We start from the raw sequence: 20,081 nt of genomic DNA on the forward strand, positions 1-20,081 counted from the left end.
GTCGTCGAGCCGGCCGAGCCGACGCCGACGACCACCGCGAACCCGCGCCGGACCCGGGCGGTGGAGGCATGACCGCCACCGCCACCCGCGAGGCCGCGCTGCTCGCGCGCGTGCCCGACGGCCTGCTGATCGGCGGCGAGTGGCGGGCGGCCTCCGGCGGCGAGACGCTCGACGTGGTCGACCCGGCGACCGGCGGGACGCTGAAGCGCATCGCGTCCGCCTCGGTGGAGGACGGCCGGGCCGCCCTGGACGCCGCCTGCGACGCGTTCCCGTCCTGGGAGGCGACGCCCGCCCGCGTCCGCGCCGAGGTGCTGCGGAGGGCGTTCGACGTGCTCACGGATCGCGCCGACGAGTTCGCTCTGCTGATGACGCTCGAGATGGGCAAGCCGCTCGCGGAGGCGCGCGGCGAGGTCGCGTACGGCGCCGAGTTCCTGCGCTGGTTCGCCGAGGAGGCACCGCGCATCGCGGGGCGCTACGGTCCCAACCCCGAGGGCACCGGGCGGATGATCGTCACCCAGCACCCCGTCGGGCCGTGCTATCTGATCACGCCGTGGAACTTCCCGCTGGCGATGGCGACGCGCAAGATCGCGCCCGCGCTGGCCGCCGGTTGCACCGTGGTCATCAAGCCGGCGGAGCTGACTCCGCTGACGACGCTGGCGTTCGCGGCGCTGCTCGAGGAGGCCGGCCTGCCCGCCGGCGTCGTCAACGTGCTCACGACGCACCACTCGGGCGCCGTGTCCGAGCCGATCATCCGCGACCCGCGACTGCGCAAGCTCTCCTTCACCGGCTCCACCGCGGTCGGCGTGCGGCTGCTCGAGCAGGCCGCCGCCGGCGTGCTGCGCACGTCGATGGAGCTGGGCGGCAACGCCCCCTTCGTGGTGTTCGAGGACGCCGGCCTCGACGCGGCGGTCGACGGCGCGATGGCGGCCAAGTTCCGCAACATCGGCCAGGCGTGCACGGCGGCCAACCGGTTCATCGTGCACCGCTCCGTCGCGGAGGAGTTCGCGCGTCGGGTCACCGAGCGGGTCGCCGCGCTGCGCGTGGGCCGCGGCACCGAGGACGGGGTGCAGATCGGGCCGCTCATCGACGCGCGCGCCGTGGACAAGGCGTCCCTGCTCGTGCGCGACGCGGTCGATCGCGGGGCGCGCCTGCGCACCGGCGGGCACGCGATCGACGGCGCCGGCACGTTCTTCGAGCCCACCGTGGTGTCGGACGTCGCCGCGGGGTCCGAGATCCTGCGCGAGGAGATCTTCGGGCCGGTGCTCGCGATCGTGCCGTTCGACACGGAGGACCAGGCGGTCGCGATCGCGAACGACACGGAGTACGGCCTCGTGTCCTACGTCTTCACCGAGTCCCTGGCGCGCGGGCAGCGCATGATCGAGCGCCTCGCCACCGGCATGATGGGCCTCAACATGGGGGTGGTCTCGAACGCCGCCGCGCCGTTCGGCGGATGGAAGATGTCGGGCCTGGGCCGCGAGGGCGGCGCCGAGGGCATCCACGAGTACCTGCAGACCAAGTACACGCTCACGCCGGCGCCCTGAGGGGTCAGGCGCGCGCGTCGCCCTCGCCCATGCGGTGGAGGCGGCGCGCGGCCTCCGACAGGGTCCCGCTGAGCGACGGGTAGACGGTGAAGGCGGCCGCGACATCGTCCACCGTGAGGTGGTGGGCGACCGCGAGCGACAGCGGGTAGATGTGCTCGCTCGCGCGCGGGCCCACGATCACCGCGCCGAACACCTGGCCGGTCACGGTGTGGCCGAAGACCTTGATGAAGCCCTCGTCGATGCCGAGCATCTTCGCGCGGGGGTTGCGCGCGAGGTCGAGGGTCGACACCTCGTAGAACAGGCCGCGCGCCTTGAGCTCCGCCTCGCTCGCGCCCACCGCCGCGATCTCGGGCACGGTGAACACGTTCGACGCCACCAGGCCCAGGTCGAGCGGCGTGACGGCGTCGCCGAGAGTGTGGGCCATCGCGATCCGCCCCTGCGTGGCCGCCACGCTCGCGAGCGGCAGCACGCCCGTGCAGTCGCCGGCCGCGTAGACGCTGCGGGCGGTGGTGCGGGAGACGCGGTCGACGCGGATCAGGCCGCGCTCGTCGAGCTCGACGCCGGCCTCCTCGAGGCCGATGCCCTCGGTGTTCGGGACCGAGCCGACGGCCATGAGGCAGTGGCTGCCCTCGAGCACCGCGCCGTCCTCGAGGGTCACCGCGACGCCCTGGTCGGTCCTCTCGACGCGCGCCGCGCGCCCGCCGACCAGGTGCATGCCGCGCTCGACGAACACCCGGGTCAGGTGCGCCGAGGCGTCGGGGTCCTCGCGCGCGAGGACCCGGTCCTTGGACGCGACGAGCGTGACCTCGGAGCCCAGCAGCCGGTACGCGCCCGCGAACTCGGCGCCGGTGACGCCCGAGCCGACCACGATCAGGTGCTCCGGAAGCGCGTCGAGGTCGTACAGCTGGGTCCACGTGAGGATGCGCTCGCCGTCCGGCTCGCATCCCGGCACCACCCGCGGCCGCGCGCCCACGGCGAGCAGGACGGCGTCGGCGTCGATCGCATCGTCCCCCACCGCGACCCGGTGCGGCCCGTCGAGGCGCGCCACGCCCGTCCGCACGTCGACGCCGTTCTTCTCGAGCCGCGCGGCGATGTCGCCGGACTGCTTCCGCACGAGCGCCTTGACGCGCGCGTTCACCTGCCCCATGTCGACCGTCAGGTCGCGCGCGATCTCGCCTCCGTCGCGGCGCCGGATGCCGAGCTCGGACGCACGTCCGGCGATGGTCAGCCACTCGGCGGTGGCGATCACGGTCTTCGAGGGCACCACGTCCGTGAGGACCGCGTTGCCGCCCAGGCCGTGACGCTCGACGAGGGTCACGTCGGCGCCGGCCTTGGTGGCGACCAGGGCGGCCTCGTAGCCGCCGGGCCCGCCGCCGATGATGACGATGCGAGGGGACATGCCCCCATTCAACCCCAGGTGGCGGCCGGTTCCGCCCGGCGAGCCGCCGCAGGTCGCGACTAGGCTCGAAGCCATGACGACTGCACACGAGTCCGCCGCGGAGGCCGCGGCCATCCTCGCCGCCGCCACCGGCGTCGACAAGCACGACATCGCCCTGGTCCTGGGCTCCGGCTGGGGCGGCGCCGCCGACCTCATCGGCGAGGAGGTCGCGCGCGTCGACGCCTCGGACATCCCCGGCTTCGACTCCCATACGGTGCCCGGCCACCACCCGATCTTCCGCTCGCTCGTCGCGCCCACCGGCAAGCGGGTGCTGGTGCTCGGCGCGCGCCAGCACTACTACCAGGTGCGCGACGCCGCGAAGGTGGCGCACGCGATCCGCATGGCCGCCGCCGGCGGGTGCAGCCAGCTGGTGCTGACCAACGGCTGCGGCTCCACCCGCCCCGAGGTGGGACCCGGCTCCGTGGTGGTGCTCGAGGACCACATCAACCTCACCGGGCAGACGCCGCTCGAGGGCGCGACGTTCGTCGACATGAGCGCGGTGTACTCGCCGCGGCTGCGCGAGCTCGCCCGATCGATCGACCCCGAGCTGCCCGACGGCATCTACGCCCAGTTCACCGGGCCCCAGTACGAGACCCCGGCCGAGGTCCGCATGGCCGCCATCCTGGGCGCGAACCTGGTGGGCATGTCGACCGTCCTCGAGGCGATCGCTGCGCGCGAGGTGGGTCTCGAGGTGCTGGGCCTGTCGCTGGTGACCAACCTCGCCGCGGGGATCGGCGGCGACACCCTCGACCACCAGGAGGTGCTCGACGCGGGCCGCGACGCGGGCCCGCGCATCTCCGCGCTGCTCGCGGCGATCGTCAGGGAGATGTGATGAAGGAGCTGCTGTCCCGGGCCGAGGCCTGGATCGAGGACGACCCGGACGACGCGACGCGCGAGGAGCTCACCGCGGTGCTCGACGCCGCTGTGGCGGGCGACGCGGACGCCCTCGCCGACCTCGAGGACCGTTTCCGCGGCTTCCTGGAGTTCGGCACCGCGGGCCTGCGCGGCGCGATCGGCGCGGGCCCGAACCGCATGAACCGCGCCGTGGTCATCCGCGCCGCCGCGGGCCTGGCGCGCTACCTGTCCGACGCGTTGGCCGCCGCCGGCGTCGAGGGCCCCGCCCGCGTCGCGATCGGGTACGACGCCCGCCACGGCAGCGCCGACTTCGCCGTCGACACCGCGGCCGTGATGACCGCCGCCGGTCACGAGGCGCTGCTGCTGCCCCGCACCCTGCCCACGCCGGTCCTCGCCTTCGCGACCCGGTTCCTCGACGCCGACGCCGGCGTCATGGTGACCGCCTCGCACAACCCGCCGCAGGACAACGGCTACAAGGTCTACCTGGGTGGACGCGTGGTCACGGACGAGGGGCGGGGTGCCCAGATCGTGCCGCCGTACGACGCCGAGATCGCGTCGCGCATCGCGGCGGTCGCCTCCGTCGAGGCCGTGCCGCGAGCCGAGAAGGGCTGGACCGTGCTGGGCGAGGGCGTGGTCGACGAGTACGTCGCGCAGGTCGCCGCGCTGGGCGGCGACGTCACCCCGGTCGCCGAGCGCCGAGCCGCCACCCGCATCGTCCTGACACCCCTCCACGGCGTGGGCGGCGAGACCGTCGAGCGCGTGCTGCGCGAGGCCGGGTTCAGCGACCTGCACACGGTCGCGGAGCAGGCGCAGCCCGACCCCGACTTCCCCACCGTCGCGTTCCCCAACCCCGAGGAGAAGGGCGCGATCGACCTCGCGCTCGAGCTCGCGCGGTCGGTGGGAGCGGACGTGGTGATCGCCAACGACCCCGACGCCGACCGCTGCGCGGTCGCCACGGTGGTCGACGGGGAGTGGACCATGCTCCACGGCGACGTCACCGGCTCGCTCCTGGGCGAGCGCGTCGCCGAGCGCCGCTCCCGCCTGCGCATGGCCCCCGGGTCGCAGGTGCTCGCGAACTCGATCGTCTCCTCCCAGCAGCTCGCGGCGATCGCCGAGGCCCACGGGATGGGCCACGCGAACACCCTGACGGGCTTCAAGTGGATCGGCCGCACACCGCGCATGGTGTTCGGCTACGAGGAGGCGCTGGGCTACTGCGTCGCCCCCGAGCTGGTGCGCGACAAGGACGGCGTGTCCGCCGCGCTGCTGATGGTCGACTTCGTGAGCGAGCTCAAGGCGTCCGGGCGCACGCTCGCGGACGCGATCGACGACCTGGCGCGCTCGTACGGCGTCTACCTGACGTCGCAGGTCTCGGCGCGCTACGCGGACCTCGCTGAGATCCCCGCGACCATGGCCCGCCTCATGGCATCGCCGCCCGCGACGCTCGCCGGCTCGCCCGTGGTGGCCACCGACGACATGTCGCTCGGGTTCCGGGGCCTGCCCGGGACCACGGGGCTGCACCTGGCGGCCGAGTCCGGCGCCCGGGTGATCGTGCGGCCGTCCGGCACGGAGCCGAAGGTCAAGGCGTACCTCGAGGTGATCGTCCCCGTCGAGGGGGACGAGGTGGCGGGCGCCCGGGCCTCCGCCGTCGAGACGATGGCGCAGCTCCAGGCCGACGTGAAGGCCGCGCTGGGGATCTGACCGGCAGGGATCGCTTCACGGGGCCCTTCGCGCGCCCCGGACCGACACGATCCGCTTCACCTGCGCGGCAGGCTTCGGAGGGAGGCGCGCGGCGGGCTCAGTAGCCGCCGGCCGCCTCGCCGCCGTCGAGCACCGCACGGCTGCCGGACAGCCCCAGGCGCGTGGCGCCGGCCTCGATCATCGCGACCGCGTCGTCCCAGGTGCGGACGCCGCCGGAGGCCTTGATGCCCAACCGGCCGCCCACGGTCGCGGCCATCAGCTCGATCGCGTGCACGGAGGCGCCGCCCGCCGGGTGGAATCCGGTGGACGTCTTGACGAAGTCCGCGCCCGCGGCCTCCGCGGCCTCGCAGGCACCCACGATCGCCTCGTCGCTCAGCGCGGCGGACTCGATGATCACCTTGAGGATCTTGGGGGCCGGCACGGCGGCACGCACGGCGGCGATGTCCGCCTGGACAGCGGCGTAGTCGCCGGAGTTCGCGGCGGCGATGTCGATGACCATGTCGACCTCGTCCGCACCCTGCTCGCAGCTGAGCGCGGCCTCGGCGGCCTTGACCGACGAGTGGTGCTTGCCCGAGGGGAAGCCGCAGACGGTCGCGACGGCGAGTCCCTCGGGGACGGAGACCGGCAGCATGGACGGGGAGACGCAGACGGAGAAGACGCCGAGCTCGGCGCCCTCCGCGATCAGGGCCTCGACGTCGGCGGGCGTGGACTCCGGCTTGAGGAGCGTGTGGTCGACGTAACGGGCCAGTTCAGCACGGGTGAGAGTCATGGGACCAGCCTACGTCGCCGGGGTTCGCCGCGACGCTCAGAGGTCGATGCCGTACCCCTCGATGACCAGCTCGGCGAGGTCCGCGCGCTCGTCGTAGGGCAGGAAGCTTCCCCACGCCGCGGTGAGCGTCGCCTCGAACAGGTCCTCCACGGTCCAGCCGGCGTCGACCAGCGCCGCGAACTCGCTCGACATCGACACCCCCGACACCAGCCTGTTGTCGGTGTTGACGGTGACGGCGAACCCGAGGTTGCGCAGCTCGTGCATCGGGTGCTCGGCGATCGACGGCGCAGCCGCGGTGTGGACGTTGGACGTGGGGCTGCACTCCAGGGGGATCTGCTGGTCGAGGGCGTGGCGCGCGATGAGCCCGAGCACCGGCTCCTCCGTGCCGAAGCCCTCGATGTCCTCGTGGATCCGCACGCCGTGGCCGATGCGCCGGGCACCGACGAACAGCGCGTCCCCGACCGACTCGGCACCGGCCGCCTCGCCGGCGTGCACCGTGACGGGGAAGTGCGCGGCGCGCAGGGCGACGAACGCCGGGCCGAACCGCGTGGGAGGGAAGCCGTCCTCTGGACCCGCGATGTCGAAGCCGACGCAGCACCGGTCGCGGTTGACGATCGCGAGCGCCGCGATCTCCTCCGACCGGTCGAGGTGGCGCATGGCGCACAGCAGCGCGCCGGCGCGGATCGCGTACCCGGCCTCGAGCGCCGCGGCGACGCCCTCCTCGACACCCGCCTGCACCGCCTCGACCACCTCCTGCAGCCCCAGGCCGCCGGCGACGTGCAGCTCGGGCGCGTAGCGCAGCTCGGCGTAGATGACGCCGTCCGCGGCGAGGTCGAGCACGGCCTCGCGCGCGATCCGACTCAGGTTCGGCGCCGTCTGCATCACCGCGGTGGTGTGCGCGAAGACCTCCAGGTACCTGACCAGGTCCCCCGACTCTGCCTGCGCGCGGAACATCGCCGCGAGCTCGTGCGGGTCGGTCGAGGGGAGCTCATGCCCGATCTCCGCCGCGAGCTCGATGAGCGTCGAGGCTCGGAGGCCCCCGTCGAGGTGGTCGTGGAGCAGGACCTTGGGCAGCGCGAGGATCTCGTCGGGGGTGAGCGTCATGGCCCCAGGCTAGCCGCGGCGGGCCCTCACCGGCATGATCAGCCAGGCCGCCCGGGACCAGTGCCCGAGCGCGGGCAGGCGGCCGGCTCCCGGGTGCAGGTCGGCGTCGGCGAGCGGCAGCACCGCGCCCGCGCCCGGCTCGTACACGTCGAAGCCGTTACCGGCGTCGCGGACCAGGAGCACCACGTGGCGCGGGATCACGGTGTCGAGCCCGAGGCTCGAGTCGCCCGCGGAGAACAGGGGCACCGGGATGCCGTCCGCGAGCGCTCGCCGCGCGTGGGCGAGCAGCGGGGCGAGCGCCTCCGAGGTCGAGTCGTCGACGAGGCGTCCCGCGAAGCGCAGTCCCGCGAAGCGCGTGCGGTCGTCGACCTTCCACGGCGGGGTCCCGAGCGAGCGCGGCCAGGCGACCGGGCCCAGGGCGCTCGTGGTGGTCTGCGCGTGGATCACACGCTGCAACGCCTGCCAGCGCTCCTCGACGGTGAGGGTCGCGAAGCCCTCGGCCTCCGCGTGGATCGCCTCGGGCGGCGTGTGGTCGCCGAGCGACCGGCCGGTCCCGACCCACAGCGCGACGAACGGGTCGCCGATCATCCGCATCATCCCCATGGTCGCGGCGCCGCAGGTGGTCTGGTCCACCTGCGCGGCGAGGACGCTGCCCCACCGCACGGGACCGGTCCCGGTCCCGGCGGGATGGGCGACGATGCCGCGCGCCTCGCGCCCCATGCCCTCCCAGGCGGCGGCCAGCGCCGCGACGGCCGAGATGGGTGCGCCCGACGCCACGGCGCGCTCGATCACCTCGGGCCGGTCCCCGAGCTGGCCGCGCGCGACCTCGAGGGCCTTCGCGTCCGCCGGCGTCGCGCGCTCGACCGCGCGCGCGAAGGCGCGGGAGAAGAGCGTGCCGTCGGCGGGAGCCGGCTCCTCCCCCGCATCGTCCCGACGCAGCAGGCCGCCCAGCCGCGCCGCGGTCGCCGTCAGCGTCCAGCTCATCTAGCGGGTGAGGGCGCCGACGGAGTCGAGGATGATGTCGCGCGAGAACGAGCCGCCCGGGGTGATGTCGAGGGTGCCGGCGCCGTCGCAGGCCTCGGCCAGCGCCGCCACCCCGCGGGGCATGCGGTCCTCGGTCTCGGTGTGCAGCGTCATGATGACGTCGCCGCGCTTGACCTCGTCGCCGACCACCTTGTGCAGGCGCACTCCCGCGGACACCTGGACCGGGTCCTCCTTGCGCGCGCGCCCGGCCCCCAGGCGCCAGGCCGCGACGCCCACGCCGAGCGCGTCCATCCGGGTGATGACGCCGTCGGAGTCCGCGCGGACCTCCTCGACATGAGGAGCGTCGGGCATCGGTGCATCGGGGTCGCCGCCCTGCGCCTCGATCATGCGACGCCACGCATCCATGGCGCGGCCGTCCGTGAGCGCCGCTTCGGGGTCGGCGTCGGGGCGGCCCGCCGCGGCGAGCATCTCCCGCGCGAGCGCCAGGGTGAGATCGACCACGTCGGCGGGACCGCCGCCGGCGAGCACCTCGAGGGACTCGGCGACCTCGAGGCCGTTGCCGATGGTGCGACCGAGGGGCGTCGACATGTCGGTCAGCAGGGCGGAGGTCTTGACGCCCGCGTCGTTGCCCAGGTCGACCATGGTGCGCGCGAGCTCGCGTGCGTCGTCCAGATTCTTCATGAACGCGCCCGATCCGACCTTGACGTCGAGCACCAGCGAGCCGGTGCCGGACGCGATCTTCTTGGACATGATGGAGGAGGCGATCAGCGGGATGGCCTCGACGGTGCCGGTGACGTCGCGCAGCGCGTACAGCTTCTTGTCCGCCGGCGCCAGGCCGGTGCCGGTGGAGCAGATGACCGCGCCCACCTCCTCCAGCTGCCGCGCCATCTCGGCGTTGCTGAGGGCGGCGCGCCAGCCCGGGATCGACTCGAGCTTGTCGAGGGTGCCTCCCGTGTGCCCGAGCCCGCGACCGGACAGCTGCGGGACCGCGACGCCGCAGGAGGCGACCAGGGGCGCGAGCGGCAGCGTGATCTTGTCGCCGACGCCACCGGTCGAGTGCTTGTCCGCGGTCGGCCGCGACAGCCCGCTGTAGTCGAGACGCGCACCGGTGTCGATCATGGCCTGGGTCCAGCGGGCGATCTCGGCGCGGTTCATCCCGCGCAGAAGGATGGCCATCGCGAGCGCGCTCATCTGCTCGTCCGCCACCACGCCGCGCGTGTAGGCGTCGACCACCCAGTCGATCTGGTCCTCGCTCAGGGTGCCCCCGTCGCGCTTGGTCTTGATGACGTCGACGACGTCGTGGCGCTCGGCCATGTCAGCTCTCCTCGAGGTGCTGGGGCCCGAAGGCCCACGGAAGGATGTCGTCCAGGGTGAGGGTGCCGTCGGGTCCGTCGATCAGCAGGGTCGGACCGCCGAACTCGTAGAGGAGCTGGCGGCATCGGCCGCACGGCTGCAACGGCGCCCCGACCGCATCCACGCACGCGAAGGCGAGCAGGCGCGAGCCGAGGGCGTCGGTGTGCAGCTTCGACACGAGCGCGCACTCGGCGCAGAGCGTGAGCCCGTAGCTGGCGTTCTCGACGTTGGCCCCGGTGACCACCTCACCGGTGTCGGTGAGCGCCGCGGCGCCCACCTTGTACTTCGAGTACGGCACGTACGCGCGCTCGCTCGCCTCCCGCGCCTTGGCGCGGAGCAGCTCCCAGTCGACGTCCATGCCGCTACTTCTTGTACGGGATGCCCTCGGCGGCCGGGGGACGCACGTGTCCCACGAGGCCGGCGACGGCGAAGATGGTGGCGAGGTACGGCAGCATCGCGAGGAACTGCGACGGGATCGCCGTCCCGATGATGCCGAACTGCTCGCGCAACGAGTCCGCGAAGCCGAACAGCAGGGCCGCGGCCAGCGCGCCCTTCGGGCTCCACCGACCGAGGATCATCGCCGCGAGGGCGATGTACCCCTTGCCGCCGGTCATCTCCTTGTTGAACGCGAGCCCGGAGGCCACCGTGAAGAACGCGCCTCCGAAGCCGGCGACCGCGCCACCGAGGATGGTGTTGCGGACGCGGGTGCGGTTGACCTTGATGCCGACCGTGTCCGCGGCCTTCGGGTGCTCGCCGACGGCGCGCATGCGCAGGCCCCACCGCGAGCGGAACAGCATCACGTTGAGCACGGCGACGATCACGTACATCGAGTAGACCAGGATGTTCTGGTCGAACAGCACCGGGCCGAGCACGGGGATCTTCGACAGCAGCGGGATCGGCAGGTCGGGCAGCCCGATGGCGCGGTTGAGCTCCGGGTTGTTCTTCATCAGCGTGCCGAAGAAGAAGTTGGTGAGGCCCACCACGAGCACGTTGAGCACCACACCGACGACGATCTGGTTGACCCAGTACTTCACGGCGAACAGCGTCAGCGCGGCACCGACCAGCGCGCCCGCGAGCGGCGCGGCGATCAGGCCCGCGTACGCGCCGACCGCGTCCGAGCCCGTGGCAGACGCCACCGCGCCGCCGACGAGCGCGGCGAGGAAGGCACCGGCGAGCAGCTGGCCCTCGATCGCGATGTTGATGATGCCGGAGCGCTCGCACAGCATGCCGGCGAGCGAGCCGAACACGAGCGGGACCGCGAGCACCACGGTGCCGATCAGCAGGCCCGTGATCTGGATGGACGTCGCGGTCTTGCCCGCGCCCGCCCACACCAGCACGGCGAGGACCACCAGCAGCCCGACCGTGCTGGGCAGCCAGACGCCGAACTGCCGACGGTTCCTCACGCCCCAGGCCGAGAGCGCGGCGAGCGCGGTGGCGGCGAGCGTCAGCGCGATCGCGACCGGCTGGGACGGGACGTCGAACGCGGGGATGGTGAACAGGTCACCCGACCGCGAGAGCACGAACGTCGTGGTCGCGCCGCCCCCGGGGGTCATCAGACCGAAGAAGATGAAGGACAGGATGCCCACGGAGCCCAGCAGCAGGGGCATCTTCCAGCTCAGCGGCTTCTCCACCGCAGCGGCGGGCTGCGCCTCGGGCGCCTCGACAGCGGTCGCGGTCATGCCGTCACCACCTTCTCGCGCGAGGGCGCGGGCAGTCGGAACAGGAAGCGCACCAACGGTGGTGCGGCGATGAACAGGACGATCAGCGACTGGATGATCAGCACGATGTCGATCGGCAGCTGCGCCTGGACCTGCAGCGCGGGTCCCGCGGCGCGGAGCCCGCCGAAGAGGATCGCCGCCATCACGGTGCCGAGCGGCCGCGACCGTCCGAGCAGCGCCACGGTGATCGCGTCGAAGCCGAAGGAGCCGGCGATGCCGGCGGTGAGCGACCTCTCGGTGCCCAGGATCTGCGCGGAGCCCGCGAGGCCGGCGAGCGCACCCGCGATGGTCATGACGCCCACGATCGCGATCGAGACGTTCATGCCCGCCGTCCTCGCCGCGTTGGGGTTGGCGCCCACCGCGCGGAAACGGAAGCCCCAGGTCGAGCGCTCCATGAGCCACCACACGCCGACGGCGGCGAGCAGCGCGACGATGAACCCGAGGTGCAGCCGGTAGTTGTCGCCGAGGATCAGCGGGTACGCCGCGGAGTCCGCCACCGCGGGCGACTGCGGGTTGTCCGAGCCGGGGCGCTGGAAGGCGTCCTTGCTCAGCGCGAAGCCCAGCAGGTTCGCCGCCACGTAGTTCAGCATGATCGTCACGATCACCTCGTGCGCGCCCGTGCGCGCCTTGAGGATGCCGGGGATGAACCCCCAGAGCGCGCCGCCGAGCGCGCACGCCGTGACGGCCACGATCAGGTGCAGGACCGGCGGGAGGTTCCACGCGAAGCCGACGTACGCGCCGAGCATCGCGCCGATCATCATCTGGCCCTGAGCACCGATGTTGAACAGTCCGGCGCGGAAGCCCATGCCGAGCCCCAGACCCGCGAAGATCAGGGGCGTCGCCATGGTCAGCGTCTCGGTGATCGGCCGGAACTGCTGGGCGAACGTGTCGCCGTTGTAGTTCCACACGGCGCCGCGGAACATCGCGGAGTACGCGCTCGAGACCGCGTCCCACGCCGCCTTGAACGTGTCGGCCGGCCGGGCGAAGAAGTAGCCGAGCGCCTCCTCGACGGCCGGGGACGCGAGGACGATCAGGAATCCGCCGATGATGAGGGACGCGACCACCGCGAGGACCACCACGAGCGAGTTGCTCTCGGCGATCTCGCGCAGCAGCGCGCGGGTGTCGCGAGGCGGCTTGCCCGCCTCGGCCGTCTCGGTCTTGTCGACTTCGGCGCTCACGCCGCCTCCTCCTCGTGGGCTCCGGCCATCATGAGGCCGAGCGTGTCGCGGTCCGTGTCGGGCGGGACGATGCCGACGATGTCGCCGTGGTACATGACGGCGATGCGGTCGGCGAGCGCCACCACCTCGTCCAGCTCCGAGCTGACGATGATGACGCCGGCGCCCGAGTCCCGCTCCGCGATGATCCGCTTGTGGACGAACTCGATGGAGCCGACGTCGAGGCCGCGGGTGGGGTTCGAGGCGATCAGCAGCTTGAGCGGGCGGGACAGCTCGCGCGCGAGCACGACCTTCTGCTGGTTGCCTCCCGACAGCGAGCCGGCGGTCTGGCCGATGCCGGTGGTGCGGACGTCGAAGGCCTCGACGTGCTTGCGGGCCTCGTCCGCGATCACGCCCGGCTGCAGCGCCACGCCCTTGGCGTACGGCGGCTGGTCGTGCAGGTCGAGGATGAGGTTGTTGGCGATGGTCATGTCCGCGACGATCCCGTGCTCGGTGCGGTCCTCGGGCACGAAGCCCAGCCCCGCCATGAGCACGTCCTTGATCGAGCGGCCGGTGATGATCTCGCCGTCCAGCACGGCGCGCCCCGCGGTCGCCTTCTCGAGGCCGAGCAGCGCCTCGGTCAGCTCGGTCTGCCCGTTGCCCTGGACGCCGGCGATCGCGAGGATCTCCCCGCGGTGGACGTCGAAGGACACCGAGTTGAGGCGGGCGATCCCCGCCTCGTCGACCACGGCCAGGTCGCGGACCTCGAGGACCACGTCGCCGGGCGTCGCGTCCTCCTTGTCCACCGTCATGGACACGTCGCGCCCGACCATGAGGGAGGCGAGCTCCTCCTGGGAGGCGGTGGGCTCGGCGGTGCCGACCACCTTGCCGCGACGGATGACGGTGATGGTGTCGGCGACGGCCTTGACCTCGCGCAGCTTGTGCGTGATGAGGACGACCGCGGTGCCGGCGTCGCGGAGGTCCTTGACGATCCCGAGCAGCTCGTCCGTCTCCTGCGGCGTGAGCACGGCGGTGGGCTCGTCCAGGATCAGCACCTGGGCGTCGCGGGAGAGCGCCTTGATGATCTCGACCCGCTGCTGGGCGCCCACGGGGAGGTCCTCGATGACCGCGTCCGGGTCGACATCGAAGTTGAAGCGGTCGGAGATCTCCTTGACCTTCGCGCGCGCCGCCTCGAGGTCGAGCAGCTTCGCGGGCCCGCGCACGTCCTCGTGCCCGAGCATCACGTTCTCCGCGACCGTGAAGGGGTGGACCAGCATGAAGTGCTGGTGGACCATGCCGATGCCGGCCGCCATCGCGTCTCCGGGTCCGACGAAGTTCGCAGGCTCGCCGTCGAGCAGGATCTCGCCTTCGTCGGCGTCGTACAGGCCGAACAGGACGTTCATCAGCGTGGACTTGCCGGCGCCGTTCTCGCCGAGCAGGGCGTGCACGGATCCGGACTCGACCAGCAGGTCGATGGAGTCGTTGGCGGTGAAGGTGCCGAAGCGCTTGGTGATGCCCTTCAGTTCAAGTCTCACTCGCGTGCCTTTCAGGTCTCAGGTGGACCGGCATCTGCGCAGGTCCGTACCGCTTCAGTCAAGCACGAGGGGCGCGCCGCGTCCACGCAGCGCGCCCCTCGTCCCGGGTCCGGCCCGGGCTGTGGCTTACGGCTCGATCGAGCCGTCGATGATGCCGGCCGAGATCTCCTGGATCTCCGCGTCGGTGGCCTCGTCGACGGTGTTCGCGGCGAAGGCGGACACGCCCACGCCACCGTTCTCGAGGGTGCCGACGTAGGCCTCGGACGAGAAGCCGTCCTCAGCGGAGGTCTTGACGACGTCGTAGACCGCCGGGCCCATGTTCTTCATGATGGAGGTCAGGATGATGTCCGCGTACTCGGTGGTCAGCGTCCAGTCGGAGTCCACGCCGATGATCCAGACGTCGCCGGCGGCCTGAGCGGCGGCGGCGGCGCCGAGACCCACGGGGCCCGCGACCGGGAGGATGATGTCCGCACCCTGGTCGATGAAGCCCTGCGCGGTCGACTGACCCTTGGTCTGGTCGGAGAAGTCACCGGTGAAGGAGCCGTTCTCGCCGTCCCAGCCGAGGACCTGGACGTCGGCGCCCTTGGCCTCGTTGTAGTACTCGACACCGCTGAGGAAGCCGTCCATGAAGATGGTGACGGACGGGATCTGGATGCCGCCGAAGGTGCCGACGACGCCGGTCTTCGAGGAGGCGGCCGCGGCGTAGCCCGCGAGGAACGCGGCCTCGTCGGTCTCGAAGGTCAGCGACTTGAGGTTGTCGAACGAGTCCTCGTAGGTCACGTCGATGATCGCGAACGACGAGTCGGGGTTGGAGGTCGCGGCCTCAGCGGTCGCGTCGCCCAGGAGGAAGCCGACCGTGATGGTCAGGTCGCAGCCCGCGTCGACCATCGCGGCGATGTTCGGCGCGAAGTCCGCGTCCGAGGTCGACTCAGCGGTCGAGACCTCGATGCCGAGGTCGGCCTTGGCCTGCTGGAGGCCCTCGAAGCCGGCCTGGTTGAACGACTTGTCGTCGAAGCCGCCCGAGTCGGAGACCATGCAGGCGGTGTAGTCGAGCGAGGCGGCCGGGGTGTCGGTCGCGGCGGCGGTCGAGCTCGAACCGGACTCCTCCGGAGCCGACGAGCAGGCGGCCAGCGTCAGGGCCGAGACGGCAGCGAGCGCGCCGATGCTGACAAGCTTCTTCATAGGGTGATGTTCCTCACTACGTGTAGCCAGGACGACAGACTCGGCCCGGCTGGTTGGTAGGGACGATGTTACGCAAGAATTGTTACGAATAGGCACCGGGTGCGTTGCCTTACGGCAACGATGTGCGATGTTCGTCACCTTTACATCGTGGAGGGCAGGGATCCCGCAGCATCCTTGACGCGCTGGGCGGCCGAGCGGACCGTCACCAGGATGGCCTCGTCGGACTCGACCACCACCGCATCGTCCACCCCGACGACCACGACGGGCTTCGTGCCGCCGACCACGATGGCGCCGCGCGCACCGACGGTGCCGACGGCCGCGGCGCGGCCGATCGCGACCGGCTCGCCGCCCGCGCCCGACAGCTCGCCCAGCGAGTCGAAGTCACCCACGTCGTGCCACTCGAAGCTCGCCGGCACCACCGCGACCCCGCCCTCGGCGGCGACGGGCTCGGCGATCGCGTGGTCGATCGCGATCTTGGTGAGCGTGGGCCAGACGCGCGCGAGGACCTCCGCGCGGGCCTCCGAGTCCCAGGCCGCGGCGATCTCGCGCACGCCCCCCGCGAGCGCGGGCTGCAGCCGGTCGAGGTGGCCCAGCAGCACGTCGGTGCGCATCACGAACATGCCGGCGTTCCACACGAAGCCGCCCCGAGCGAGCATGCCCGCCGCGGTATCCGCGTCCGGCTTCTCCGTGAACGCGGTGACGTGCCTCGCGGCCCCGTCGAGCTCGTCGCCCATCTCGATGTACCCGAACGCCGTCGACGGCTCGGTCGGGGTGATGCCGATGGTCACCACCTTGCCGAGGCGCGCCGCGGCCGCGGCCTGCGCGACGGTCTCTCGGAAAGCCGCGGAGTCGGGGATGATGTGGTCGGCGGCGAACGAGCCCATGATCTGCGGACCCCAGCGCTCCTCGATGAGGGCGGCGGCGAGCGCGATCGCCGCCATGGAGTCACGCGGGCTGGGCTCGGTCACGAGGTTCGCCTCGGGAACCTCCGGCACCTGGGCGCCCACGCCGGCGGCATGGCGCTCGCCCGTCACGATCACGACGCGCTCGGACAGCGGCAGCACCCGGTCCACCGTGTCCTGGATCAGCGTGCGCCCCGTGCCCAGCAGGTCGAGGAGGAACTTGGGCCGGTGCGGCTGCGACAGCGGCCACAGCCGGGACCCCACTCCCCCCGCCGGAATGACGGTGACGAAGTCCTGTACAAAATCTGACACGATCCCCCCTCGGTGTTCCCGTACGCCTGGGCGACCAGACTAGGATGAAATCCGAATCGGGTGGTCAGTTCGAAGGAGAGCCGTGTCCCCTACGACGACGTTGTACAGAGGCCATGAAGGCATGTGGATGTGGGTGGTGCACCGGGTGACCGGTGTCGCCATCTTCTTCTTCCTGCTGATCCACGTCCTCGACACCGCGCTGGTGCGCGTGTCGCCCGAGGCCTACAACGACGTGATCGGAAGCTACAAGACGCCGATCTACGGGCTCATCGAGTCCGGCCTGGTCGCGGCGATCCTGCTGCACGCGTTCAACGGGCTGCGCATCATCGCGGTGGACCGCTCGACGTGGGCGCTGCGCCACCAGAAGCAGCTGGTGTGGGCCGTCTGGATCCTGTTCGCCGTGCTCATGGCGCCGTTCCTGTGGCGCCACCTCGGCCACGTCTTCGGAGGTGCCTGATGACCGCCCCCCGCCTGAAGGAGCCCCAGATCCCCTCCGGCCGCACGCGCCACAACGCCGAGAAGTGGTCGTGGGTGTTCATGCGCATCTCGGGCCCGCTGCTGCTCGTGCTGATCGTCACCCACCTGTTCGTCAACCTGATGACCGGCGACGGCATCAACCAGATCGACTTCGCCTTCGTCGCGGGCAAGTGGGCGTCGCCGCTGTGGAAGATCTGGGACTTCGTCATGCTCGTCCTGGCGATGCTCCACGGCTTCAACGGCATGCGCCTCCTGATCAACGACTACGCCCACCGGGCGGGGCTGCGGAAGGTCCTCCACGCGCTGCTCGGCATCGCGACCGTCGTCATCATCGTGCTCGGCTCGCTGGTGATCTGGACCTTCGACCCGTGCCTCGGCACCGACCCCAGCCTCGTCCCCGACTTCTGCAAGGACCTCGCATGACCCATCACGAGTACGACGTCGTCATCGTCGGCGCCGGCGGCGCCGGCATGCGCGCAGCCCTCGAGAGCTCGCAGCGCGCGCGCACCGCGGTGCTGACCAAGCTCTACCCCACCCGCTCGCACACGGGCGCCGCGCAGGGAGGCATGGCCGCCGCGCTGGCGAACGTGGAGGACGACAGCGCCGAGTGGCACGTGTTCGACACCATCAAGGGCGGCGACTACCTGGTCGATCAGGACGCGGCGGAGATCCTCTGCAACGAGGCGATCGACGCGGTGCTCGACCTCGAGAAGATGGGCCTGCCGTTCAACCGCACGCCCGAGGGCAAGGTCGACCAGCGCCGCTTCGGCGGCCACACCCGCAACCACGGCGAGGCGGCCGTGCGCCGCGCCTGCTACTCCGCCGACCGCACCGGCCACATGATCCTGCAGACGCTCTACCAGCAGTGCATCAAGCAGGAGGTCGAGTTCTTCAACGAGTACTACGTGCTGGACCTCATCCTCGACGGCGACCCGCAGGCGGCGGCGCCGGGCGAGGAGGTCGCCGTGGCCGGTGTGGTCGCCCTCGAGCTCTCGACCGGCGAGATCCACACGTTCAACGCCAAGGCGGTGATCTTCGCCACCGGCGGCGCGGGCAAGGTCTTCAAGACCACGTCGAACGCCCACACGCTGACGGGCGACGGCATGGGCATCGCGCTGAACGCGGGCCTGCCGCTCGAGGACATGGAGTTCTTCCAGTTCCACCCGACCGGCCTCGCGGGCCTGGGGATCCTGCTGTCCGAGGCGGCGCGCGGCGAGGGCGGGATCCTCCGCAACTCCGAGGGCGAGCGCTTCATGGAGCGCTACGCCCCGACCATCAAGGACCTCGCCCCGCGCGACATGGTCGCGCGCGCGATGGCCAACGAGGTGCGCGAGGGCCGCGGCGCCGGCCCCCACCAGGACTACGTGCTGCTGGACCTCACCCACCTCGAGCCGGCGCACATCGACGAGAAGCTGCCGGACATCACCGAGTTCGCGCGCACCTACCTGGGCGTCGAGCCCTACACGGAGCCCGTGCCCGTCTACCCGACCGCGCACTACGCGATGGGCGGCATCCCCACCACCGTGCAGGGCGAGGTGCTCCGCAACAACACGGACGTGGTGAAGGGTCTGTACGCCGCCGGCGAATGCGCGTGCGTCTCCGTGCATGGCGCGAACCGTCTGGGCACCAACTCCCTGCTCGACATCAACGTGTTCGGCCGCCGCGCCGGCATCGCGGCCGCCGAGTACGCCTCCGGCGTCGACGCGGCCCCCGCGTTCCCCGAGGACGGCGACGCCCGCATCCGCGCGCTGGTCGACGGCCTGCTCGCCACGGTGGGCGGCACCGGCACCGAGCGCGTGTCCGAGATCCGGAAGGCGCTGCAGGAGACCATGGACCGCAACGTCCAGGTGTTCCGCGACGCGGACTCCCTCGCCGAGGCCACGCGGGTGGTCGCGGAGCTGAAGGAGCGTTTCACGGACGTCGCGATCCACGACCGCGGCAAGCGCTTCAACACGGACCTGCTCGAGGCGATCGAGCTGGGCTTCCTGCTCGAGATCGCCGAGGTGGTCGTGGCGGGGGCGCTGGCCCGCGAGGAGTCCCGCGGCGGGCACTACCGCGAGGACTTCCCCACGCGCGACGACGAGAGGTTCCTGCACCACACGATGGCGTACGCCACCGGCGAGGGGGTCCGGCTCGACACCAAGCCCGTGGTCATCACCAAGTACCAGCCCATGGAGAGGAAGTACTGACATGACGGCCACCGCCGAGTCCCCCGCCGTGGCCGAGGTCCCGACCCTCACCGTCACGCTGCGCATCCTCCGCACCAAGCCCGAGGGCACCGCCGAGCACGGCCCCGGCGAGTCCTACTGGGAGGAGTTCCAGGTCGAGGCGCACGCCACCGACCGCGTGCTGGACGCGCTGCACAAGATCAAGTGGGAGCAGGACGGCTCGCTGGCGTTCCGACGGTCCTGCGCGCACGGCGTCTGCGGCTCGGACGCGATGCGCATCAACGCGCGCAACCGCCTCGCCTGCAAGACGCTGCTCAAGGACCTCAACCCCGCCAAGCCGATCATCGTCGAGCCGATCAAGGGCCTGCCGGTCGAGAAGGACCTGATCGTCGACATGGAGCCGTTCTTCGCCTCCTACCGCGAGATCATGCCGTTCCTCATGACCACGGGCAGCGCACCCGCGCGCGAGCGCCTGCAGTCCCCCGAGGACCGCGCGCGCTTCGACGACACGACCAAGTGCATCCTGTGCGCCGCCTGCACCACCAGCTGCCCCGTGTTCTGGACCGACGGCCAGTACTTCGGCCCCCAGGCGATCGTGGGCGCCCACCGGTTCATCTTCGACTCGCGCGACGAGGGCCAGTGGGACCGCCTCGAGGTGCTCAACGACAAGGCGGGCGTGTGGAAGTGCCGCACCGCCTTCAACTGCACCGAGGCCTGCCCGCGCGGCATCGAGGTGACCAAGGCGATCTCCGAGGTCAAGAAGGTGCTGACCACCGGCGAGATCTGACCCGCTGACGCGACGGAGGGGCCGGGGCGCTGCCCCTCGTCCCGGCCCCTCGGCGGCGCGGGGCGGCGAGGCGCCGCGCGTCGCCCGGTAACTCACCGGGTACC

General features: G+C 71.9%; 18 protein-coding genes. 7 read left to right on the forward strand and 11 right to left on the reverse strand.

All coding sequences use genetic code 11. The annotated features are described in order from the left end of the window. The first annotated feature begins 68 nt into the window (after window positions 1-68). Complete coding sequence (locus QQX10_RS11835; protein WP_301121433.1) at window positions 69-1,541, forward strand: NAD-dependent succinate-semialdehyde dehydrogenase; 1,473 nt, start codon at window positions 69-71, stop codon at window positions 1,539-1,541. Between the two features lie 4 nt (window positions 1,542-1,545). Here the strand turns inward: QQX10_RS11835 and QQX10_RS11840 are convergent, their stop codons facing one another. Then, complete coding sequence (locus QQX10_RS11840) at window positions 1,546-2,940, reverse strand: NAD(P)H-quinone dehydrogenase (RefSeq protein ID WP_301121434.1); 1,395 nt, start codon at window positions 2,938-2,940, stop codon at window positions 1,546-1,548. A gap of 73 nt (window positions 2,941-3,013) precedes the next feature. On the opposite strand from QQX10_RS11840, the gene QQX10_RS11845 reads away from it, so the two are divergent. Further along, entirely contained in the window at window positions 3,014-3,811 is a 798-nt protein-coding gene (locus QQX10_RS11845) for a purine-nucleoside phosphorylase (RefSeq protein ID WP_301121435.1), read from the forward strand. Beyond that, entirely contained in the window at window positions 3,811-5,532 is a 1,722-nt protein-coding gene (locus QQX10_RS11850) for a phospho-sugar mutase (protein WP_301121436.1), read from the forward strand. The genes QQX10_RS11845 and QQX10_RS11850 overlap by 1 nt, the downstream gene beginning before the upstream one ends. A gap of 97 nt (window positions 5,533-5,629) precedes the next feature. Here QQX10_RS11850 and deoC read toward each other — a convergent pair whose 3' ends face one another. The 10 genes from deoC to QQX10_RS11900 form a co-directional block, all read right to left on the reverse strand. Beyond that, window positions 5,630-6,301 (reverse strand): deoxyribose-phosphate aldolase, encoded by a 672-nt coding sequence (gene deoC / locus QQX10_RS11855; protein ID WP_301121437.1) that lies wholly within the window; start codon window positions 6,299-6,301, stop codon window positions 5,630-5,632. Window positions 6,302-6,337: 36 nt separating this feature from the next. After that, window positions 6,338-7,405 (reverse strand): adenosine deaminase, encoded by a 1,068-nt coding sequence (locus tag QQX10_RS11860; protein WP_301121438.1) that lies wholly within the window; start codon window positions 7,403-7,405, stop codon window positions 6,338-6,340. Window positions 7,406-7,414: 9 nt separating this feature from the next. Further along, the gene (locus QQX10_RS11865; RefSeq protein ID WP_301121439.1) at window positions 7,415-8,389 is read right to left on the reverse strand and encodes a hypothetical protein; all 975 of its coding nucleotides are present in this window, start codon (window positions 8,387-8,389) and stop codon (window positions 7,415-7,417) included. After that, window positions 8,390-9,703, reverse strand: coding sequence for a thymidine phosphorylase (locus QQX10_RS11870; RefSeq protein ID WP_301121440.1), 1,314 nt, complete (start codon window positions 9,701-9,703; stop codon window positions 8,390-8,392). It lies immediately after the preceding gene. Window position 9,704: 1 nt separating this feature from the next. Beyond that, window positions 9,705-10,100: a cytidine deaminase gene (locus tag QQX10_RS11875; protein WP_301121441.1), complete on the reverse strand. Its 396-nt coding sequence runs from the start codon at window positions 10,098-10,100 to the stop codon at window positions 9,705-9,707. A gap of 4 nt (window positions 10,101-10,104) precedes the next feature. Further along, window positions 10,105-11,421, reverse strand: coding sequence for an ABC transporter permease (locus QQX10_RS11880; RefSeq protein WP_301121442.1), 1,317 nt, complete (start codon window positions 11,419-11,421; stop codon window positions 10,105-10,107). Further along, window positions 11,418-12,638: an ABC transporter permease gene (locus QQX10_RS11885; RefSeq protein ID WP_301121443.1), complete on the reverse strand. Its 1,221-nt coding sequence runs from the start codon at window positions 12,636-12,638 to the stop codon at window positions 11,418-11,420. Before QQX10_RS11885 ends, QQX10_RS11880 begins: the two co-directional genes overlap by 4 nt. After that, window positions 12,635-14,149 carry an ABC transporter ATP-binding protein gene (locus QQX10_RS11890; protein WP_301121444.1) on the reverse strand — a complete coding sequence of 505 codons (1,515 nt, stop codon included), beginning with the start codon at window positions 14,147-14,149 and terminating at the stop codon, window positions 12,635-12,637. The genes QQX10_RS11885 and QQX10_RS11890 overlap by 4 nt, the downstream gene beginning before the upstream one ends. Before the next feature lie 126 nt (window positions 14,150-14,275). Continuing rightward, window positions 14,276-15,331, reverse strand: coding sequence for a BMP family lipoprotein (locus QQX10_RS11895; protein WP_301121445.1), 1,056 nt, complete (start codon window positions 15,329-15,331; stop codon window positions 14,276-14,278). 140 nt (window positions 15,332-15,471) lie between these two features. Continuing rightward, window positions 15,472-16,545 (reverse strand): mannose-1-phosphate guanylyltransferase, encoded by a 1,074-nt coding sequence (locus tag QQX10_RS11900; RefSeq protein ID WP_301121446.1) that lies wholly within the window; start codon window positions 16,543-16,545, stop codon window positions 15,472-15,474. Window positions 16,546-16,666: 121 nt separating this feature from the next. On the opposite strand from QQX10_RS11900, the gene sdhC reads away from it, so the two are divergent. The 4 genes from sdhC to QQX10_RS11920 are packed head-to-tail and all read left to right on the forward strand — an operon-like array spanning window position 16,667 to window position 19,977. Beyond that, a complete protein-coding gene (gene sdhC, locus QQX10_RS11905) occupies window positions 16,667-17,002 on the forward strand; it encodes a succinate dehydrogenase, cytochrome b556 subunit (RefSeq protein WP_436968579.1) in 336 nt (111 codons plus the stop codon). Beyond that, window positions 17,002-17,445 carry a succinate dehydrogenase, hydrophobic membrane anchor protein gene (gene sdhD / locus QQX10_RS11910; RefSeq protein ID WP_301121448.1) on the forward strand — a complete coding sequence of 148 codons (444 nt, stop codon included), beginning with the start codon at window positions 17,002-17,004 and terminating at the stop codon, window positions 17,443-17,445. The genes sdhC and sdhD overlap by 1 nt, the downstream gene beginning before the upstream one ends. After that, the gene (sdhA, locus tag QQX10_RS11915; RefSeq protein WP_301121449.1) at window positions 17,442-19,211 is read left to right on the forward strand and encodes a succinate dehydrogenase flavoprotein subunit; all 1,770 of its coding nucleotides are present in this window, start codon (window positions 17,442-17,444) and stop codon (window positions 19,209-19,211) included. The genes sdhD and sdhA overlap by 4 nt, the downstream gene beginning before the upstream one ends. A 1-nt stretch (window position 19,212) precedes the next feature. Further along, window positions 19,213-19,977, forward strand: a complete 765-nt coding sequence (locus QQX10_RS11920; protein WP_301121451.1) for a succinate dehydrogenase iron-sulfur subunit — start codon at window positions 19,213-19,215, stop codon at window positions 19,975-19,977. The last annotated feature ends 104 nt before the right edge of the window (window positions 19,978-20,081 follow it).

It is taken from the genome of Demequina lignilytica (assembly GCF_030418305.1).
GTDB classification, from domain to species: Bacteria; Actinomycetota; Actinomycetes; order Actinomycetales; family Demequinaceae; genus Demequina; species Demequina lignilytica.